At 33.4% G+C, this 18,890-nt stretch carries 16 protein-coding genes and 1 other RNA gene; 12 read left to right on the plus strand and 5 right to left on the minus strand.

Translation table 11 applies throughout. From position 1 onward, the window contains the following. The first annotated feature begins 110 nt into the window (after positions 1–110). Positions 111–1,493, plus strand: coding sequence for a transaldolase (locus P177_RS11360; RefSeq protein WP_036154833.1), 1,383 nt, complete (start codon positions 111–113; stop codon positions 1,491–1,493). Positions 1,494–1,523: 30 nt separating this feature from the next. On the opposite strand, the gene P177_RS11365 is transcribed toward P177_RS11360, so the two are convergent. Next, the gene (locus tag P177_RS11365) at positions 1,524–2,333 is read right to left on the minus strand and encodes an SDR family oxidoreductase (protein ID WP_036154835.1); all 810 of its coding nucleotides are present in this window, start codon (positions 2,331–2,333) and stop codon (positions 1,524–1,526) included. Positions 2,334–2,422: 89 nt separating this feature from the next. Further along, positions 2,423–2,521, minus strand: an RNA gene (gene ffs, locus P177_RS19810) — signal recognition particle sRNA small type. 133 nt (positions 2,522–2,654) lie between these two features. Between ffs and P177_RS11370 the strand changes: the two genes are divergently transcribed. The 8 genes from P177_RS11370 (at position 2,655) to P177_RS11400 (ending at position 10,532) form a co-directional block, all read left to right on the plus strand. Next, complete coding sequence (locus tag P177_RS11370; RefSeq protein WP_036154838.1) at positions 2,655–3,710, plus strand: glutaminyl-peptide cyclotransferase; 1,056 nt, start codon at positions 2,655–2,657, stop codon at positions 3,708–3,710. A gap of 4 nt (positions 3,711–3,714) precedes the next feature. Further along, positions 3,715–4,101, plus strand: a complete 387-nt coding sequence (locus P177_RS11375) for an acyl-CoA thioesterase (RefSeq protein ID WP_036154840.1) — start codon at positions 3,715–3,717, stop codon at positions 4,099–4,101. 26 nt (positions 4,102–4,127) lie between these two features. Beyond that, on the plus strand, positions 4,128–5,672 hold the full coding sequence (locus P177_RS11380) for a hypothetical protein (RefSeq protein ID WP_051941817.1): 1,545 nt from the start codon (positions 4,128–4,130) through the stop codon (positions 5,670–5,672). 144 nt (positions 5,673–5,816) lie between these two features. Continuing rightward, positions 5,817–6,548, plus strand: coding sequence for a LytR/AlgR family response regulator transcription factor (locus P177_RS11385; protein WP_036154842.1), 732 nt, complete (start codon positions 5,817–5,819; stop codon positions 6,546–6,548). Positions 6,549–6,683: 135 nt separating this feature from the next. Next, on the plus strand, positions 6,684–6,860 hold the full coding sequence (locus P177_RS20090; RefSeq protein ID WP_157486544.1) for a hypothetical protein: 177 nt from the start codon (positions 6,684–6,686) through the stop codon (positions 6,858–6,860). A gap of 94 nt (positions 6,861–6,954) precedes the next feature. Next, positions 6,955–9,045 carry a tetratricopeptide repeat-containing sensor histidine kinase gene (locus P177_RS11390; RefSeq protein WP_036154844.1) on the plus strand — a complete coding sequence of 697 codons (2,091 nt, stop codon included), beginning with the start codon at positions 6,955–6,957 and terminating at the stop codon, positions 9,043–9,045. 24 nt (positions 9,046–9,069) lie between these two features. Continuing rightward, complete coding sequence (locus P177_RS11395; protein ID WP_036154846.1) at positions 9,070–9,738, plus strand: response regulator; 669 nt, start codon at positions 9,070–9,072, stop codon at positions 9,736–9,738. Between the two features lie 155 nt (positions 9,739–9,893). Beyond that, positions 9,894–10,532: a hypothetical protein gene (locus P177_RS11400; protein ID WP_036154848.1), complete on the plus strand. Its 639-nt coding sequence runs from the start codon at positions 9,894–9,896 to the stop codon at positions 10,530–10,532. A gap of 29 nt (positions 10,533–10,561) precedes the next feature. Here the strand turns inward: P177_RS11400 and glyA are convergent, their stop codons facing one another. Then, positions 10,562–11,836, minus strand: a complete 1,275-nt coding sequence (glyA, locus tag P177_RS11405; RefSeq protein WP_036154850.1) for a serine hydroxymethyltransferase — start codon at positions 11,834–11,836, stop codon at positions 10,562–10,564. A gap of 247 nt (positions 11,837–12,083) precedes the next feature. On the opposite strand from glyA, the gene P177_RS11410 reads away from it, so the two are divergent. Continuing rightward, positions 12,084–13,268, plus strand: coding sequence for a hypothetical protein (locus P177_RS11410; RefSeq protein WP_036154852.1), 1,185 nt, complete (start codon positions 12,084–12,086; stop codon positions 13,266–13,268). Positions 13,269–13,298: 30 nt separating this feature from the next. Here P177_RS11410 and ytxJ read toward each other — a convergent pair whose 3' ends face one another. Continuing rightward, positions 13,299–13,694 carry a bacillithiol system redox-active protein YtxJ gene (ytxJ, locus tag P177_RS11415; protein WP_036154854.1) on the minus strand — a complete coding sequence of 132 codons (396 nt, stop codon included), beginning with the start codon at positions 13,692–13,694 and terminating at the stop codon, positions 13,299–13,301. 158 nt (positions 13,695–13,852) lie between these two features. On the opposite strand from ytxJ, the gene clpB reads away from it, so the two are divergent. Together clpB and P177_RS11425 are read left to right on the plus strand one after the other, a co-directional pair. Further along, positions 13,853–16,453, plus strand: coding sequence for an ATP-dependent chaperone ClpB (gene clpB, locus P177_RS11420; RefSeq protein ID WP_036154856.1), 2,601 nt, complete (start codon positions 13,853–13,855; stop codon positions 16,451–16,453). Positions 16,454–16,563: 110 nt separating this feature from the next. After that, positions 16,564–17,157 (plus strand): TetR/AcrR family transcriptional regulator, encoded by a 594-nt coding sequence (locus P177_RS11425; RefSeq protein WP_036154858.1) that lies wholly within the window; start codon positions 16,564–16,566, stop codon positions 17,155–17,157. A 58-nt stretch (positions 17,158–17,215) separates the two neighbouring features. On the opposite strand, the gene P177_RS11430 is transcribed toward P177_RS11425, so the two are convergent. Next, positions 17,216–18,853, minus strand: a complete 1,638-nt coding sequence (locus P177_RS11430; protein ID WP_036154859.1) for a PorP/SprF family type IX secretion system membrane protein — start codon at positions 18,851–18,853, stop codon at positions 17,216–17,218. Positions 18,854–18,890 lie beyond the last annotated feature (37 nt).

Below are 18,890 nucleotides of genomic sequence, written 5' to 3' on the forward strand. Positions count from 1 at the left end.
AAATTCAATAAAAGATTCTTAAGTTAGCGCATCACAACATTTAACTAGCTATTAACAACATCTGGTGATTAGGTTTATTATTTTTGGCTAACACCAGTCCCATATACTATATGACTAGAATTTTACTCTCTACATTTGTAGCCTTATTATTGGGTTGTTCCTCCACAAAAAAGGATTCTGAAACCGTGCTTTTTGCCGGTGAAATCGTGAATCCTACGAGTGATCAAGTGATTTTATTAAAGGGAGGAATTAAAGTTGACTCCGCAAAACTTGATGATAAAAACCGATTTAAGTTTAAGTTAACTTCAATTGAAAATGGGCTGTATCATTTTAACCTAGCCCCAGAACATCAATATGTTTATTTAGAAAAAGGTGATAGTTTAATGGTACGATTAAATACCATTTATTTTGATGAGTCTTTGGTTTTCTCCGGCAGTAATGAAGAAACCAATAATTTTTTACTAGAACTCTTTTTAGCTACTGAAGAAGAAGATTCTGATATGTACTCAGAATATTATAAAATGGAACCTCAAGAGTTTTTAGATAAAATAACATCCTTAAAACAAGATAAGGTCAATAAATTAGCCGAGTTAAATTCTGAAAGTCTTCTATCTAACGAAGCAATGGAACTACTTAACGGTAGTATAGATTACACCTACAATAGATATAAAGAGATTTATCCCTTTAGACATAAAAGCAAAACTGCTGAAGAAAATCTTCACGAATTACCTAAGGATTTTTATGCATATAGAAATCAAATAAACTACGGTGACCATACACTTACCTACCTTAGACCTTATTATGATTTTATGAAAGCCCATTTAGGAAATTTGGCTTACATGAGCTGTTTAAACGATTGCGAAAATGATTTTAAGAACGAAAGCAAGCAATTGCATTATAAAAAGCACAAACTACATCTAATAGACAGCCTTGTAGTAGAAAGAGAATTACGAGATAATCTTTTTAGAAATGTAGCTTTTGATTATTTATTAAAGAAAAAAGATGCTCCTGAAAACACTGAAATTTTCTTGAAGGAATTTAAGAGAGTTTCTAAAAACAACATGCATCTAGAAGAAATTGAAAACCTGTACGAGGGTATTGCAAATCTTCAACCCACAAAGACAATTCCTGATTTAGATGTTGTCAGCTATGAAAATGAAAGCAAAACACTAACAGAGATTGCAGCCAATAAAAAAGTTTTATTTTATTTCTGGTCAGGAACCAATAGTAGACAATACAAAAACATCTTTAAGAGAATAGCTATACTTAAGGAGAAAAAGCCCGACCATCAACTTATTGGCATTAATATTAAAACGGATTATGCACAGTGGAAAAAGATTATAGCTTCAATTGGTGTAGATCCTTCATTACAATACCATAGTAATGACTTTAAAGAACTAACAGAAAAATTAGTTTTATATCCTATGAACAAGGCTATCATTACAGATAACTCTGTAATAGTAGACGGTTTCTCCAACATTTATAAAAATTAAAAATTCAGTTTTATTATTTTCAGATGAAAATTAATGAGAGCTATGACCTTCAAGTAATTTCTCGAACCAACGACCAGGTAGTAGATTTTTAAGCGTCAAGGAGAATTTTTGAATAAAGGAACCCACCTTATAATGAGGCTTCGGGTTTTTAGTCTGTATTATTTTTGCGATTTTTTTTGCAACATCTGAAGGGTCACCTCCACTATCAACATCTGCATCAATAGCCTCTAAGGTATTCTTATATGCCTTTTTATATGCAGAATCATCGTAAACCGGAGTATGATATCTACCAGAAGCAATATTAGTTGCAAAATCACCGGGTGCAAGCGTAGTAAGGTGAACTCCAAAGGATTTCGTTTCCATTCTATAACTTTCCGTTACAATCTCTAGAGCCCCCTTAGATGCTGAATAAATACCTCTAAACGGTAACCCCATATAACCTGCAATAGATGTAATGTTAATAATAAGACCTTCTTTCTGCTCACGCATTACAGGCAAAACAGTATTCATCACATTTAAAGGTCCGTTGAAATTGGTTGCAAATGCTTTTAGTACCTCCTCATGTGGTGTTTCTTCCATAGGACCAGTTATACCTACCCCTGCATTATTGATCAATACATCAATTCTATCTTCAAGTTCAAGTAATGATGCAATACAACTCTTAATGGTATCTGTATTTCTAACATCCATCTCTAATAGTGGAAAATCTGAAAATGAAGGATATTTACTTTTGCTACGTGTTGTACCGTAGACTTTATATCCTTTTTCCTTTAAATGTATACCTATTGCTTTGCCAATACCTGAAGACCCACCTGTAATTAGTACTACTTTTGTTTTCATTTTATAGAAAATAAGCGATGCTAAACATTATATAGAATTGGTTATGAATGTGTTACCTAAAAATAAAATATTTCACTTTAGGGCACAAAAAAAGGCAAGCTACCTACATCGCACCGCTACGACCGTATACCCTTGCTGCGTTCCCACCCTGGGGGATTCTACAGGAGCTGGTCGTGTAGGACTTGCCGGGTGCAAATATACAATCTTTTAAAACTTTGACAATCCTTTAGTTTCTTATTTTTATGAATTAAATTGCCTATAAATAACAAGAAAGCCTTCTTGTAGTAAAATACTACATCAACTTAAACACCCATTTTCTTAATGAAAATTATTAATTATTTCTGTATCGTTCTTATTACCAGCTTATTTACTGCATGTGGCAGTGGCAATCAAAAAGCATCTTCCCTATTCGAGATTAGTTTAGAGAAAAATGTAAACCAGGTTCAACTAAATCAAGAAATTGGTATAAGTATTAAAAATAAAAAGGAAAAAGAGATAGAAAACGTAGTATATAGTATTGACGGCACGCCTATTCCTCTTAATAATGATAAAATAAAATTTGATTTACCAACTTTAGGAAATAAAGTGTTGACCGCTAAAATCACTTTTGATGGCGAAACCGTAGATATCAACAAAAACCTAAAAGTACTTTCAGATAAAGCTCCTGAAATTTACACGTATACTATTATCAACGAATACCCGCACGATACAAAATCTTATACACAAGGCTTAGAATTTCATAATGACACCTTATATGAATCAACCGGTAAAAAGGGCCAATCAATTTTAAGAAAACTAGATTTTAAATCAGGTAAGGTATTTGAGCAAATAGATTTAGACGAAACTTATTTTGGAGAAGGAATCACTATATTAAATGATAAAATCTTTCAACTTACTTGGCAAAGTGGATTGGGGTTTATTTATGACCTAAACACATTTGAAAAATTGGATAATTTTCAATACGGAAAAAGTCGTGAAGGCTGGGGATTGACCAATGATGGCTCTAAAATTTTTAAAAGTGATGGTACAGAGAAAATTTGGTTTATAAATCCTGATACCATGACAGAAGAAGGATATATAGAAACCGTAACCAATTCTTCTATTTTTAATTCTGCTAATGAATTGGAGTATGTTGACGGAAAAATTTACGCTAACGTATATCAAAAACCTAGCGTAATGATTATAGACAGTAAAACAGGTGCCATTGAAGGGGTTATTAATTTCAGCGGCTTGAGCGATATGATTACCAAAACCGAAAATTGGGATAAAACCAACTACGTGCTTAATGGAATAGCGTATCACCCTAAGCGAAAAACTTTTTTTGTTACCGGAAAGTTTTGGGACAAAATGTTTGAGGTGCAAATTGAGAAAAAATAGCAATATGGCATTTCAAAAAGAGCTCATTGTTTCACATGACGACCTAGACGATTTAAATCATGTGAACAATGTACGTTATGTTCAGTGGATACAGGACATCTCTAAAGAACATTGGCAAAAAGTTGCTACTACAAAAATGCAGCAAGATGTCATTTGGGTAGTTCTAACGCATCATATAGAATATAAACGTGCAGCAGTATTAGATGACCCAATTACTATATCAACACACATAGAATCAAGTTCTGGCGCCAAATGTGTTAGAATTGTAGAGATGAAACACGGCACAACCAATAAATTACTGGTTAGATCAAGTACAGAATGGTGTCTTCTTGATAGTAAATCCTATAGACCTATACGAATTCCTGAGGAGATCAAAGAAATTTTCCTTTAACTTAGATGAAGTAAAACCTTTTTATTGTGCGCCTTAGAATCTTGATTATACTTTCTACCCTATTTGCTCTTCTTTGGGGTACTTCATGTAGGAAAGATTTTGAATACGCTGAAAGTAATGGTCACCTTTCCTTTTCTAGAGACACTGTGTACCTTGACACTGTTTTTTCAAACATAGGCAGTAGCACGTATACTTTAAAAGTTTATAACGATACTAAAGATGACATTATAATACCTAATATATCTCTTAGAAATGGTAGCGAGAGCTTTTACAGACTAAATGTTGATGGCATTGCCGGCAAAGAATTTGTAAATACACCTATTTACGCTGAAGATAGCCTTTTTGTATTTGTAGAAACTACAATAGATATTACTGATAATTCGCTCAATGAATTGCTTTACACCGATGCCATTCTTTTTGACAATGAACCATTTCAGCAAACCGTTGAATTGGTAACACTGGTAAAAGATGCTATATTTCTTTATCCTAATGATGCTAACGAAAACAATGTTGAAACTATAGTTTTATATAATGATGAAACAGGTAACCCTATAGAAATAGAAGGTTTTGAATTACCTGACACTCACTTAAATTTTAATAGAGAAAAATCATACGTTATCTACGGATACGCTATTGTACCAAAAGGTAAAGAACTTGTTATTGACCCTGGTACAAGAGTTCACTTTCATGAAAACTCGGGTATATTAGTACAAGAGGAATCTACTATTACTATAAATGGCGAATTAAGTTCTGACGATATACTATTTGAAAACGAAGTCATATTTGAAGGAGATCGATTAGAGCCAGAATTTGATGATATTTCAGGACAATGGGGCACAATCTGGATTAGTGCAGGTAGTATAAGCAACACCATTAATCACTTAACTATAAAAAATGCTGAATTAGGTTTATACGTAGAAGGACAAACTAATGAACCAGAAAAAACATTGACCATCACCAATAGCCGCATTGTTAATAGTTTTAGATATAATCTTTGGGCTAGAAGTGCAAACATTGACGCTTCTAACCTAGTCTTAGGATCATCTGGAAATTCATCCCTTTTAATAGAAAACGGTGGTAGCTATTCTTTTACTCATGCTACTATTGCAAATTATTGGAACAAGGGTTTCAGATTTAATCCTAGTGTTACCATAAGCAATACTTCTAACACCAATAGCGAAAACGGATTGGATTTGCTTCAAGCAGATTTTAAAAATTGCATCATTGATGGGAATAGCTCTAATGAGATTTCCCTTCAAGAAAACAGCCAAAACGCATTTAATTACAAATTTCAAAATTGTTTTATAAGGTTTGATGAAAATCAATCCGCAACCAGTGATGATGAACTTTATGATTTTGAAAACGAAGAACACTATCTCAACGTAATTCTTAACGGAGAGTTAGACTATTTTCAACCTAGCGAGAATGATTTTAGAATTGGATTAGACTCTGAATTAATCAATAAAGGTGATATTAATACTGCCAATGCCACTCCATTTGACATCATAGGAACTTCTAGAATTCCTAACCCTGATCTAGGTGCTTATCAAGCAAAAGAGAAAGATTTATAAGTGAACCTGACATTATTTTGAAAGTTTTTTCGCTCACAAACCCCATGAACACTGATTTTATCAACATATCCTTGGTTTTTATAAGGACATTCTAGGTCTTCCTTTTCTTACCTATGTTTAAATTCGTGGTATACTCTATTTTTCTTGAATTATACGTACACCATAATAGACCCTGATGCTGTTTCAAATTTGCAATTGCATGCTTTTTTGGAGGAGTATGGAGATTTTGAGTGTATTAACACCACTAGCAATCCTTCTGACGGATTGAATGATATACTAAAATACGCTCCAGATATTGTTTTCATTAATCTAAACAATGATTATGCCTCTGTGTTCTTAATGGTTACAGAGATTCACCTATATATGAATCAACTACCAATTCTTATCGGTATTGCATCAACAAAAAACTATGCTTACGACGCTATAAAAAATGGTTTCTTCGATTACTGGCTTCAACCCTTTAATGAATTTGATATTCGCAAGTCATTAATGAAACTTCAAAAAAGAATGCCAAAAGAAAAAGCACCGGCAACACTATGCTTAAAATCATATAATGATTTTCAATATTTAAATACCAATGATATTCTTTATCTAAAAGCCGATAATAACACTACCGAGTTTTTCATGAAAGATGGTACAATTATTAATGCATATAAAACGTTAAAGACCTTTGAGAAAACATTACCAGAAAATTTTATGCGTATTCACCAAAGCTATATTGTAAATACTAGCTATGTATCTCGCATCAATTTCGGAAAATCTATATGCGCAATTAAAGCGGTAAACGAGAATATCCCTTTCTCTAAATCTTACCGAGAGAATATGGACAACTTAAAAAGCATCCTTTCAAAAAATACCCTCTCTGCATTAAATTAAAGAATTCTTTTAAAACCAGGTCATATACTAACAGAACTTAACCAAACACTCAAGTTTTAAAATACTGTGTTCTTTACTTCCAAATGGATATTACTTTGGCAGTATAATAAACCAAAACCCCTAAAAACACACAGTATGAAAAAAGTAACAAGTATTTTAGCAATTGTAGTAATGGCAGTTGGTATGGCTACAGTAGTTATTGAAGATACAAGCAATACAACTGAATTTCTAAATGACAGTATGAATACAGCTGAATGTGACGACTGTTCAACACCACCAGATGACAGAAAACCGCCAAAAAGAATTGCTTAAGTAAAAAATACAAATACAAAAAAAGCCTTTAACATGATTGTTAAAGGCTTTTTTTATACCTTGGTTTTTTTCGTCTATATAAAATCATTTTTTTTTGAACAAGCCTCATTTTTCCATAATCCTATTACTCTTACTATGCTTTGGTTGGTCAAAAATAGAACCCGCAAAGCTAGCACAAGAAACAAAAACTTCAAAAGATAGTATCTCTATCTGGATAGCTGAAAGTAATAAGCCCGAGACTACAGAAGAACAAAAATTAGTACTACAATTAAAAGCCTTTAACCTAGCGAAAAATACGAACAACGATTCCTTAAAAGCATTATATTTCTCTAAACTATCGTTTAATCAAAATTTTATTACTGACAGCTTACTTTTCCGTAAAGTAAATAAAAATGCTATTTCCGCAAATAAAAGAATTAATGATTCCTTAGGTGCAGCAAACGCTTACTGGGATTTGGGAGCTTTTTTAAATAAAAGAATTATAAAGGATAGTGCATTTTTTTATTACGGAGAAGCACTAGATATTTTTGAAACTACCGAAGATAAATATAGCGCTGGGCAATTGCATTTGAATATGGCAACCATTCAGATGAAGATCAAAGATTATATAGGCAGCGAAGCAAATACTATAAAAGCTATTGAACATTTTAAATCAATTAAGGACGACAAAAAATTATCTGATTGTTATAACCTTTTAGGTATTGTTTTGAACGATGTAGAAGAATATGATAAATCCTTAGCTTATTACAACGAAGCCTTATTTTATCTAAAAAAGACTTCCAGTTCCAATATTGACGAAGCCAGAATTATCAATAACATTGGAGTAACCTATAGAAACAATAAACAATACCCACAAGCAATTGAAAATTTTGAGAAAGTTTTAAATACAAATAACTTATATACAGAGGATCTCAGTCTATATGCCAAAGCAATAAGTAACCTCGCCACTGCAAAATTATATAGTAAAGACACCTTAAACGTTGACAGTCTACTAATCAAAGCTATTAAAATAAAAGAAAAATTAGATGATACCGGTAGTTTAGCGTCAAGCTACCATAGTTATGCTGAATATATGGCTTATGCCAGAGATACCTTAATGGCAATTAGCAAGGCTAAATTGGCAGAAGAATTATCAATTGCAGGTAATTCAAATGAGCAGCTTTTAAAAACATGGCAATACTTAGCCATTTTAGACAAGAATAATGCATCAGATTATTTCAAAAAATTTATCAAACTTAACGATAGCCTACAAATAGCAGAACGTAAACAATTGAATAAATTTGCCCGCATAAGTTTTGAAACGGATGAATTTATTGCCGAAAATATAGAGCTTGAAAGTGAAAAAGAAACGCTGTCAAAACAAAAACAAATTTGGATAGGTATTGCTACAGGATTCTTTTTACTTGGACTCTCTATCTATATCATTATTAACCAGCGGGCAAAAAATCAAAAACTTCGTTTTGATCAGCAACAGCAGGCAAACAACCAAGAGATTTTTAATTTAATGTTGATGCAAAAGCAAAAAGTTGATGAAGTTAAACGCTTAGAGCAAAAACGAATTTCAGAAGAATTACATGATGGGGTTCTAGGTAAAATGCTGGGTGCCCGCATGATTCTTACCGGTTTAAACAAGCGTGCTACAGATGAAGCAATTCAAGAGAAATCTAAAGCCCTTGGCTCTTTACAAGAAATTGAGAATGAAATTAGGTCTATCTCTCACGAATTAAGTCATAGTGCGTATCAAAAAATAAATAATTTTACAGATTCTGTAGAAACGCTTCTTGCTAATAACAAGATTAAGAGGATTAAAACTATATTTCATTTTAATGAAGATGAAAATTGGGATAGTCTAGACGGTGACATTAAAATTAACGTCTATCGCATTATTCAAGAGACTTTTCAAAATGCCATAAAACATTCTAAGTGCTCATACTTTGAAGTAACTTTTTATAGAAGTGATGACAATTTTAGTGTTATCATGAGCGATAACGGTATTGGATATAACGTTAATAAAGGCAAGAAAGGAATAGGGATTAGAAATATTGCTTCTAGAATGGATAAGCTAAATGGTAACTTTCATATAGATTCAACTGAAGGACAAGGCACTACCATATCTTTAAATATCCCTATTACAATGGAAAATAAAAAAATAAATAATAATAATATCAATTATAAAAACGTTTAGTAAATTACATTAGAATCGTAATCTATGAACACTGTACGAATTTTAGCGGTAGATGACCACGAAATGACAGCTCTAGGATATAAATATATCTTAGAGGACTCTGATTTTACAGATTTTAATGTCAAAGTAGAAATTGCTACGAGTTTTGAGAAAGGTAAGACTAAAATTGAAAATTCTAAGCGCGCAGTGCCTTATGATATTATTCTATTAGATATTCAATTATTCTCACCAGAATCAAAAGACCCAAGAACAGGAATTGATTTAGGAATAGTAGCAAGAGCAGAAGTACCTAAATCCAAGGTGGTATTTATGTCTTCTTATAGCGACAACTATAGAATCAATAATATTTTTAAAACTGTGAATCCTGATGGATATATGGTTAAATCTGAAATAGATGAGATGTCTCTTAAAACTATGGTTGAAACCATTGTAAACGAATCCCCTTATTATACGGCAAGCGCCCTTTCTGCCATACGTAGAAGAATGTCTACCGATATTGTGATAGATGAACAAGATCAAAAAATTCTTTACCATCTTTCTCAAGGTATTCACACTAGAGATATAGCTCCATTAATAGGGTCGGCAAATACGACAGTTGAAGCAAGAAAAAGGCAACTTAAAGCCCTGTTTGATGTTAAAAATGGAAATGACCTTGCCCTAATTAACGAAGCCAAAACACGTGGCTTTCTTTAAATCAGACAATTTTTTAAAAATTTGATTATCAGTTGATTACAAAATATATTTTTATTTTATAATAATATCCTCCGAAATTCTAAGGATTTCCTATGCTAAATTGTGAAGTTAGAAAAGTATCTTTATGTTAAAGAACGCTATAAACTTCCAACTATATGCCCTTTAACTACGAAAATTTCATCAATAATTCAAAATTAGAATACACCAAAGATATTGTTGGTATAGATGAATTTCTAAGCTCAATAGGATTTCATTATTTCTCTGACGTGAAATTGAACAACAAGCATATTACTTTTAATTCTATTAGTTTAGTTCTAGAAGTATCTTGTAATTTAGATTTATTAGAGCTGCTATCTCATTTCAATACAGGAAGGTGGGGATATAACGGAAAAACAGAATCGCCATTACAACATGCTTTAGACGTTTTAAACCTAAAAAATCAGCATAATATTGATATTGAAGAGCTTACATTCTTTTTAAACGATACTAGTATTGTTATAAAGCGTATTTACGATAAAAGTATACCCACTCAATTAAATGATATTATAAAGCAAATTGCATTTAATTATGTCTTTTTGACAAGGGGACTTACTCAAAAACCATATGAGATTTTCGTTCCTATATTTGAAGATATCATTGAGAATATAGATGCAAATGAAAATCAATTAAATACAGCTCCAAAATCATATTCTGAATTTTGGGGAATTTACCTCGACAAAGACGACGAAGCATCTATTTATGATGTTCATAAAAACACTTACGTAAGTGGAGATTTAGAGTTTTTATCTGAATAAAAACTCTAAATCTATTTTCACTTTTTTAATTATGCATTAAAGATTGGTCTTGTTTTCATCATTGCATTAACTTGACTTCTTACCTCTTTTATTATAGCTTCATTTTCAGGATTTGTAATCACCTGATCAATAAAATCTACTACTTTTTCCATATCACTTTCAACCAATCCCCTGGTCGTAATTGCAGCGGTACCAAAACGGATACCTGAAGTTACAAATGGCGATTTATCATCAAACGGTACCATATTCTTGTTCGCAGTTATATCTGCTAAAACCAACGCTTTCTCAGCATCTTTTCCTGAAATATCTTTATTTCTAAGATCAATTAGCATCATATGGTTATCAGTACCATCTGAAATGATATTATATCCACGTTCAACAAAAGATTTTGCCATTGCATCAGCATTTTTCTTTACCTGAGCTATATATGAAGCATAAGAATCTGTCAACGCCTCTCCAAAAGCAATTGCTTTACCAGCAATAACATGTTCTAAAGGACCACCTTGATTTCCTGGAAAAACAGCCAAGTCCAATAAAGCGGACATTTTTCTTAAGTTTCCATTTTTCAACTTAATCCCGAATGGATTTTCAAAATCCGTACCCATCAATATCAGTCCACCTCTAGGACCCCTCAATGTTTTATGAGTAGTTGTAGTAACAATATGGCAGTGAGGAATTGGGTTATTTAAAAGTCCCTTCGCAATCAATCCTGCTGGGTGAGAGATATCGGCAAGAAGTATAGCGTTTACGCTATCCGCAATTTTGCGAAAGCGTTCAAAATCCATATCTCTAGAATATGCAGATGCTCCGGCGATAATTAATTTTGGCTGTTCTTTTGTAGCTACTTCTTGAATTTTATCATAATCCAATCTTCCTGTTTCTTTATCAACACCATAAAATACCGGAGTATACAATCTTCCTGAAAAGTTTACAGGAGACCCGTGTGTTAAGTGACCACCATGAGATAGATCAAAACCTAAAATTTTGTCTCCTGGCTGTAAACATGCATGATACACAGCTGCATTTGCCTGAGAACCTGAATGTGGTTGCACATTGGCATATGCTGCACCAAAAAGTTCCTTAGCCCTATCTATTGCTAATTGCTCTACTTTATCTACTACTTCACACCCACCGTAATATCTTTTTCCTGGATATCCTTCGGCATACTTGTTTGTAAGTACAGAGCCTTGAGCCTCCATTACTTGCGGACTAGTAAAATTTTCAGAGGCAATCAATTCAATTCCGTTGATTTGACGTTGCTTCTCTTCTTCAATTAGATTAAAAATTGTGGTATCGCGTTGCATGGTACTTTATCTTTTAAATAAGTTGCAAAAATACAAATAGCTTATCTAATGAAATATAGAAAAGAGTATAATCACATAACTTATTTATTAAAATAAGTTAATAACTATACCCTATTTACATGCCTATAAGGTGATTATAATAAGCAGGTCATCTAAAATATACTATTCCTTACCCCTTTACGTTTAATAAAAAGACTTTTATGGCACGGCTGTTGAATAGCTATTATAAATTCTAATAATAATAGGCATGAAAAAATTTCTACTATTTAGTTTTATCGGTCTACTACTTGCATGTAGTGGGGTAAAAAAAACACAAGAGGCTCTTAACTCTGGTAATTACGAGACTGCAATTAATAAAGCAGTAATGAATATTGCAGAAAATAAGACCAAAAAAAGCAATCAGCAATACATTATTCTTTTAGAAGAAGGATATAAAAAAAATACCGAGAGGGAGCTGCAGCATATTAAATTTTTAAAAAAAGATGGCAATGCGGCAAACTATGAGGAAATATACAACAGTTACAATAGATTAAAATCTATTCAAGAGCGTATTCGTCCTTTACTACCTTTACATATACAAGACGAAAACAGAAAAGCAAATTTCATTTTCAAGAATTACGATGACGATTTATTGGCCGCTAAAGCTGAGTTATCTGAATTTTTATACTCAAATGCCACTGCTTTACTGACGGATGCCATATACAAATCTGATTTTAGAAAAGCTTACAATGATCTTAACTACCTAGACGAGATCAACCCTAATTACAAAGACGTAATGATCAAAATAGACGAAGCGTATTTAAAAGGACTAGATTACGTTATCGTCAACATGACAAACAATACAGATCAAATTATACCTAAAAGATTAGAAGATGAACTTTTAAATTTGAATACCTATGGGTTAAATTCTAATTGGACGGAGTACCATACCAATAGAATACAAAATCAATTATATGATTACCAAATGGAGGTGTCTTTTCAAGATATCAATATTTCTCCTGAACAAATTAGAGAGAAGCAAATTAGCAAAGAGCGTCAAATAAAAGACGGATATACCTTTGTTGAAGATCGTAATGGCAATGTGGTAACAGACAGTCTTGGTAACAGCATAAAGGTTGATAAGTTTAAAACCGTTAGATGTGATTTTTATCAATTTACACAGTTTAAAAGCGCCGAGGTAACGGGAGTAGTTAGTTTTATTGATTTAAAAAAGCAACAGAAAGTAAATCAATACCCATTATCAAGTCAATTCGTATTTGAGCATGTTTACGCCAATTATGACGGAGATAAAAGAGCACTTGATAATGACCTAGTTTCTCTTTTACAACTTGCAAGAATACCATTCCCCAGCAATGAACAAATGGTTTATGATGCAGGCGAAGACTTAAAGAACAACCTTAAGAACATATTAAACAATCAACGTTTCAATTAAGAAAAAAGCCCCGTTCATACGGGGCTTTTTTTATATATATTGTTCTAGCTTAATATCAGATATTGCCCCATGTGAATCATGGATCACCACTACCCCATTCTTAATAATTAATAACTGAGGAGATTGATGCATCACTCCAAATTCTGAAGCTACCGCATTAGAAACATCCCTATTCGCCAACAGATCTAAAAAGTAAAGATCCATTTGTCCATCTTCTAGACCATAACTGCTTTTAAACATATTTAAAACCATTCTACTGATTCCGCAAGATGTGGAGTGCTTAAATATTACCTGAGGCCTACCTTTAGACGCTAGTTTAATATTATTTAATTGATCTACAGCATTAAGAGGTATCCAAGGAATTCCTGATGAATTTTCTCCATCACTACTCTTGGAACTACCAAATAAACTACCAAATATTCCCATAAAATTCTTAATTTAATATTGTCTTTTCAGCAAACTACAACTGACTTATTGTCATTCGATTTCTCTAATTTACAGCCATTTTGTCTTGTAAATTCAATTGGTAAGATTGTTGACTATTACACATCAAAAGTATTACAATTAACTAAAACCGAAAGAAAATGAATATAAATAATTTTACTATAAAATCACAGGAGGCAATTCAACAAGCCCAGCTGATTGCCCAAAATAACGGTCATCAGCAAATTGAGAACGAACATTTATTTAAAGCCCTTACCGAGGTTGAAGAAAACGTGATGCCCTTTTTAATTAAAAAATTGGGAATTAACTTTTCTTTGGTTCAACAAATTATTGAAAAAGAGTTAGCTAGCTTTCCTAAAGTGGAAGGTGGCGATATTCAATTTTCAAGAGAAGCCGGCAAAACTTTAAACGAAGCAAGTATCATCGCCAAAAATATGGAAGATGAATATGTTTCTATAGAACACCTCTTTCTAGCTATTTTAAAATCTAAAAGTAAAATAGCCCAAATTTTAAAAGATCAGGGTGCAACAGAGAAGCATTTAATGGCTGCTATTAGCGAATTGCGTAACGGAGATAAAGTTACTTCTCAAAGTGCCGAAGATAGTTACAACTCGCTTAAAAAGTACGCAAAGAACTTAAATGAACTTGCGGATAGCGGCAAACTAGATCCGGTCATTGGTCGTGATGAAGAAATTCGTAGAATCCTTCAAATTCTATCAAGACGAACAAAAAACAATCCTATTCTTGTTGGTGAGCCAGGTGTTGGTAAAACCGCTATTGTAGAAGGTTTAGCACATAGAATCATTCAAGGCGATATTCCGGAGAACCTAAAGGATAAAGTAATTTACTCCCTAGATATGGGCGCCTTAATTGCAGGTGCAAAATACAAAGGAGAATTTGAAGAACGTTTAAAAGCCGTAATTAAAGAGGTTGTTAGCGCAGATGGTGATATTATCTTATTTATTGATGAAATACATACACTAGTTGGTGCAGGTGGCGGGCAAGGAGCCATGGATGCTGCAAATATTCTTAAACCAGCCCTTGCAAGAGGCGAATTAAGATCAATAGGTGCAACGACATTAGATGAATACCAAAAGTATTTTGAAAAAGATAAAGCCCTAGAAAGAAGGTTTCAAAAAGTTGTTGTAGACCAACCAGATACTGAAAGTGCAATTTCTATTCTTAGAGGTATTAAAGAGAAATATGAAGCGCACCATAAGGTTCGCATTAAAGATGAGGCGGTTATTTCTGCAGTAGAATTATCGCAACGTTATATTACCAATAGATTTTTGCCGGATAAGGCTATTGATCTTATGGACGAGGCGGCTTCTAAACTTAGAATGGAAATTAATTCTAAACCTGAAGAGCTAGATGTTCTTGATCGTAAGATTATGCAGATTGAAATTGAAATTGAAGCGATCAAACGCGAAAACGACAAGCAGAAGTTAAAGGTCTTAAATCTAGATTTAGCCAATATCAAGGAGGAGCGAAACGAAATTTTTGCCCAATGGGAGAGTGAAAAATCGGTTGTTGACAATATTCAGCAGACAAAATTGGATATTGAGAATTTCAAAGCTGAAGCCGAACGTGCCGAAAGAAATGGTGACTATGGTAAAGTAGCGGAAATCAGGTACGGTAAAATTAAAGAAGCACAGGAAAACCTGACTAAATTGCAAGATGATCTTGCCGAGCAGCAACATGCAGGAACCCTGATTAAAGAAGAGGTTACTAGTGATGATATTGCTGAAGTAGTAGCAAAATGGACAGGAATACCAGTTACTAAAATGTTGCAAAGTGAACGCGAAAAGCTATTAAAGCTTGAAGAAGTGCTCCATAAACGTGTAGTTGGTCAAGAAGAAGCTATTGAAGCGGTTTCTGATGCTATACGAAGAAGTAGAGCCGGTTTGCAAGACTCTAAAAAACCTATTGGTTCGTTTCTTTTCCTAGGAACAACAGGTGTTGGTAAAACCGAGTTGGCAAAAACATTGGCATCTTATTTATTTGATGATGAAAATGCCATGACAAGAATAGACATGAGCGAATATCAAGAAAGACATTCGGTAAGCAGACTTGTTGGTGCACCTCCAGGATATGTAGGTTATGATGAAGGCGGACAATTAACCGAAGCTGTGCGTAGAAGACCTTATTCTGTTGTGCTTTTAGATGAGATTGAAAAAGCGCATCCAGATACTTTCAATATCTTATTACAAGTATTGGATGAAGGTAGACTGACAGATAATAAAGGTCGTGTTGCAGATTTTAAAAATACGATTATCATCATGACCAGTAATATGGGTAGTGATATCATTCAAGACACCTTTGAGAATGCAGTAGACGTTTATAGCGCAACTGAAGCTGCCAGAGTTGAAGTACTAGGTCTATTAAAGAAAACTGTAAGACCTGAGTTTATAAATAGAATTGATGACATTGTCATGTTTACCCCTTTAACAAAAGACAACATCAAAGAAATTGTAAGACTTCAACTAGATAGTTTAAAGAAAATGTTAGACCATCAACAAATTACTTTAGATGCTACAGAAGAAGCTATAGATTATTTGGCAGAGAAAGGTTACGACCCGCAATTTGGCGCAAGACCTGTAAAAAGGACTATCCAAAAAGAGGTTCTTAACAATATGTCCAAAGCCTTGCTAAGCGGAGAAATTAAAGCTGATAGTGTTGTATTACTGGACGCCTTTGACAATGGTCTAGTTTTTAGGAATCAAGAGGAAATTACAGTCTAATTTTAAAAATTTGTTAGAAAAGCGTTCATATGAAATATATGAGCGCTTTTTTTATGAACAATATATACCATACAGTATAGATTATTTATCTTTACATAAAACAGTCTATTATGTCAACCAAAGCCGAAAGAACTACCGCATTTATTATTGAGACTGTCGCACCTGTATTTAACAAACATGGGTATGTAGGTACCAGTATGAGCGATTTAACCGACGCCACCAATTTAACTAAGGGTGCACTTTACGGTAACTTCGAAAATAAAGAGGCTCTTGCCTTAGCTGCTTTTGATTACAACAGAAGTTTATTGCTTACTGCTATTGATGAGTACTTATCAATTGAAGGTAATGCCATGGCTAAAATTGAAAATCTAATCGACTTTTATAAAAAGTATGATATTTTTACAATGAAAATGGGTGGTTGCCCTATTTTAAATGTTGGTATAGACGCTCAACACAATAATAAACTACTTGCTGCCGCAGCTAAAGAAACCATAAAGGAAATTGAAGGTAAAATAGCCTTGGTCTTTGAAAATGGCATTAATAACGGAGAGTTTAAACTACCAGTTTCTCCACTACAGTTCTCAAAACAACTATTTACGATTATTCAAGGAGCAATTTCAATGGCTACCATTACAAAGGATCGTAAATACTTACTAAATACAGTTACGTATTTAGATGTATTAATTAAAAGAGAACTAAAGTAAATTTCAAAGTCATTGCGGGCTTACTACTAATAAAATAACCTGATAGCGGATAAGTTTTCTACTCACCCGTTACCCTGAATATCCATATTTTATCAGTGTATTTTCCTCCCAGATCAGAGTCTCTGGCTTCCCTAGCATCTTTTATGAAGTTGTATTTAGCTAAATACACATAGTTATATTTATTCTTTTGCCTGAAGAAAGATTTAGCATTGATTCCTCTCTTCTTCATATCCGCCAAGAAAGCATCTAAGTATTTTTTAGTACCAAATACATTTGCTATCAAATAATACCCAGGTTCTAATGAACCTTCTTTGGTCACTTCTTCATATTTCTCACCAGCTTTAACCTCTACGACTTCATTCTTCATTGCCAAAGCTTTGCTTTCCGCAATAGAATCTTGTCTTCGTTGTTGTGCCAATGCTACAGCAGCTGCCTCCTTTTTCATTACCGCCGCAATTGAATCTTGCTGTTGTTGCTGTTTTAATGCTCTAGCTTGCGCTAAAGCTTGTTCTGCTCTTGCACTTTCTAAAGAATCTCTTTTTCGTTTAATATCTCTCTTTGATTCTTTTACGACCAAATCAGACTTTCTTGAAGCAGCTTGAATAGAATCCTTTATCCTTTTACTTTCTATGAGTGCCAAACGCTCTTGTTTTTTAGATTCGCGCTTAAGGGCTAACTTCTCTGCTTTAGACAGTTCATTAGATACAACGGTATTCTCTTCTTGTTTAACTAGTACACCCTCTTTTTGTTTTTCCTCTTCTGCAATTAACTGCTCTTCAAGCTTTTCTTCAGGTGTTTTTATGGCACCTAGCTTATATGATGTCACCAACTCAAACGATGGATCTTGACCTTTTAAATCTGAACTTGTACCAACTTCAACCAATGCGCCAAAAGAGAAACGTTTAAAGAAACGACCTCCTACACCTCCAGAAAATCCATAGAAACTATTATAACCTGCTTGCGCCCAATATTTGTTTGTTGTCAATAATGCCGTCATTCCCACTTGATTGTCAAGTCCCGGAATAGTCTTATAATACAGCATAGGTCTTAAAACCGAACTGTCATCCGCACTCAATACACTAACAGGAACATCATAACTTACCAAAGCCTGAAACATTCTATCATCAGGACTTGTATTTCGTTCATTAGAAGAGAAATTATAATCAAATAAATTTTCAGATACTAAGCCAATATTAAATCTATCAATACTCAAATTAACTCCTGGTGCCATTTGCAGAATAAAATCATTCTCTGCAGTAGTCTGTAACGGGTTAGGAATAAAAAAGCGATCATCTGCCAATTTCTGTTGAAAAGCAAAAACGTTTAAACCAACTCCTAAAATAATACCTTCACTCAACTCTATTGTATGAGCGTAGTTAAGGGCCGCACCGGTATTTAAGAAGATTCCTGTATTATGCTGAAAAAAACCAACACCAGCAGCAGATACATCATTTAGTCTTGCTGTATAATTCAAGAATAGTGAAGTTGGGTCCGCATCATAAGATTGCCATTGCCATCTAGCCCACAATGCTACTGAAGAGGGATTATTACGGTCTAAACTATAAGCAGGATTTATTAAACTACTGTTATATTCAGTAAGATTTTGCTGCCTAAAATCAGTAGGAAGTACGACTTCTTGAGCCTTTATACCTAGAACTACAAAACCAATAAGAAGTGCCCCACAAATTTTTTTCATATGCAAAAAAACAAAAAATAGACTATTTATAGTACTA

The organism is Maribacter forsetii DSM 18668 (genome assembly GCF_000744105.1).
In the GTDB taxonomy this organism is placed as follows: domain Bacteria; phylum Bacteroidota; class Bacteroidia; order Flavobacteriales; family Flavobacteriaceae; genus Maribacter; species Maribacter forsetii.